This window comes from Streptosporangium sp. G11 (genome assembly GCF_051192615.1).
Classification (GTDB): Bacteria; Actinomycetota; Actinomycetes; order Streptosporangiales; family Streptosporangiaceae; genus Streptosporangium.
Map to the genome: position 1 here is coordinate 1 of NZ_JBPJUQ010000246.1, position 2,111 is coordinate 2,111.

At 67.9% G+C, this 2,111-nt stretch carries 2 protein-coding genes; both read right to left on the bottom strand.

The window, feature by feature from the left end; all coding sequences use genetic code 11:
• The coding region (locus ACSDR0_RS50220) for a Gfo/Idh/MocA family protein (RefSeq protein WP_435296067.1) at nucleotides 1–1,170 on the bottom strand (1,170 nt) is incomplete at its 3' end.
• A 2-nt stretch (nucleotides 1,171–1,172) separates the two neighbouring features.
• Nucleotides 1,173–2,111: substrate-binding domain-containing protein (locus ACSDR0_RS50225; protein ID WP_435296068.1), on the bottom strand; the 939-nt coding region annotated here is incomplete at its 5' end.

The window sequence follows — 2,111 nt, forward strand, 5'->3', positions numbered from 1 at the left end:
ACGGCTCTGGTCGGCGGCGCTGCGCTCGACCGCGGCCAGCACACGCTGAACGTTCAACCCGTCGTCGAACGACGGAGTCGGAGCGATACCCGATGCGATCGCCTCGACGAAGTCCTTCACCTCGTGAGTGAAGGTGTGCTCATACCCCAGGCCATGACCCGGCGGCCACCACGCCCCCGCATACGGATGCCCCGCCTCGGTGACCAGCACCCGGCGGAACCCCGCCTCCTCGGCCGGCAACGCGTGATCGTGGAACCACAGCTCGTTCATCGCCTCGAAATCGAACGCCAAACTCGCCGCCGACCCGTTGACCTCGATCCGCAACGCGTTCTTACGCCCCGTGGCGAACCGGGTCGCCTCGAACGACGCCACCGCCCCGCCACTGAGACGGCCGATGAACAACGCCGCGTCATCGACATCCACCCGCCCCATCCGCGCACCCTCACTACCGCCGCCCTCGGCCGACAACCCGGCCGAAGCCTCAGCCAGCGGGCGCTGGGTGATGAACGTCTCGGTCAGCCCCGACACCTGCGTCAGACGCTGACCGGTGATGAACTGCGCGGTATCGATGATGTGCGCGCCGATGTCACCCAGCGCCCCCGAACCGGCCAGCTCCTTTTGCAGCCGCCACACCAGCGGGAACTCCGGATCAACGATCCAGTCCTGCAGATACTGCGCCCGCACGTGCCGAATCTGCCCCAGGCGGCCCTCGGCCACCCAGCGAGCGGCCTGGGCCACGGCCGGCACCCGGCGATAGTTGAACGCCACCATCGCATACACCCCGCGCCGGGCCGCGGCCCGCGCCGCCTGAGCCATCGCCTCGGCCTCGGCCACGGTGTTGGCCAGCGGCTTTTCACACAACACGTGCTTGCCGGCCTCCAACGCCGCGATCGCGATCTCGGCGTGGGAGTCACCCGGCGTGCAGATGTCGACCAGCTGCACGTCATCACGAGCGATCAACTTACGCCAGTCGGTCTCCGCCGCCGCCCAGCCCATCTGCTCGGCCGCCGCCGCCGTCCCCTCGGCCGAGCGGCCGCACACCGCGGCCATCACCGGCCGGGCCGGCAGATCGAAGAACGCCGACACACTACGCCAGGCCTGAGAATGCACCCGGCCCATGAAGGCGTACCCGACCATGCCGACCCCCAGCGGCGGCTTGTCCGCACCCACCATTAGGACTCGAATCCCAGCGGCAGGTACTGCGCCACGTTCTCCTTGGTGATCGTCTCCGACGCCAAGGTGATCGACTGGGGCACCTGGTTCTCCACCAGGTCACTCATGCCCTTGCCCTGAGCGATCAGACGCGCCAGCTTGATCGCCGAGGACGCCATGGTGGGGCTGTAGGTCACCGTCGCCTCCAACACCCCCGAACCGGCCTGGATGTCACGCATCGCGTTCGCCGAACCGGCGCCGCCGACCATGAAGAACTCGCTGCGCCCGGCCTCCTTGATCGCGGCCAGCACCCCGATGCCCTGGTCGTCGTCGTGGTTCCAGATCGCGTCGATCTTCTTGTGCGCCTGCATCAGGTTCGCCGCCACCTTGGTGCCCGACTCCACGGTGAACTGCGCGTCCTGCTTGGCCGTCACACTGAACCCGTAGGTCTTCAGCGCGTCCTCGAACCCCTTGCTGCGGTCCTGGGTCAGCGGCAGCGTCGCGATGCCCTGGATCTCCAGGATGACCGGGCTGGCCACCCCCTTGTCCTTGAGCTTCTTACCGATGTAGTGACCGGCCGCGACCCCCATGCCGTAGTTGTCGCCGCCGATCCAGGTGCGATACGACAGCTTGTCGGGGAAGACCCGGTCCAGGTTGATCACCGGGATACCGGCGTCGGAGGCCTGACGGGCGATCTGGTTGAGCTGCTGACCGTCGTTGGGCAAGATCACCAAAGCGGCGACCTTCGCCGCGATCAGCGACTCCACCGCGGAGATCTGCGCGTTGATGTCGTTGGTCGGCTCGACCGGCTTGAACTCGATGTCGGAGTACTCCTTGGCCGCGGCCTCGGCGTTCTTGGCGATCGCGGCGATCCAGCCGTGGTCGGCCGCCGGCGCCGAGAAACCGATGACGACCTTGTCGCCGGGAGCGTCGTTACCGCCGGTCGCGGCCGGCACCGG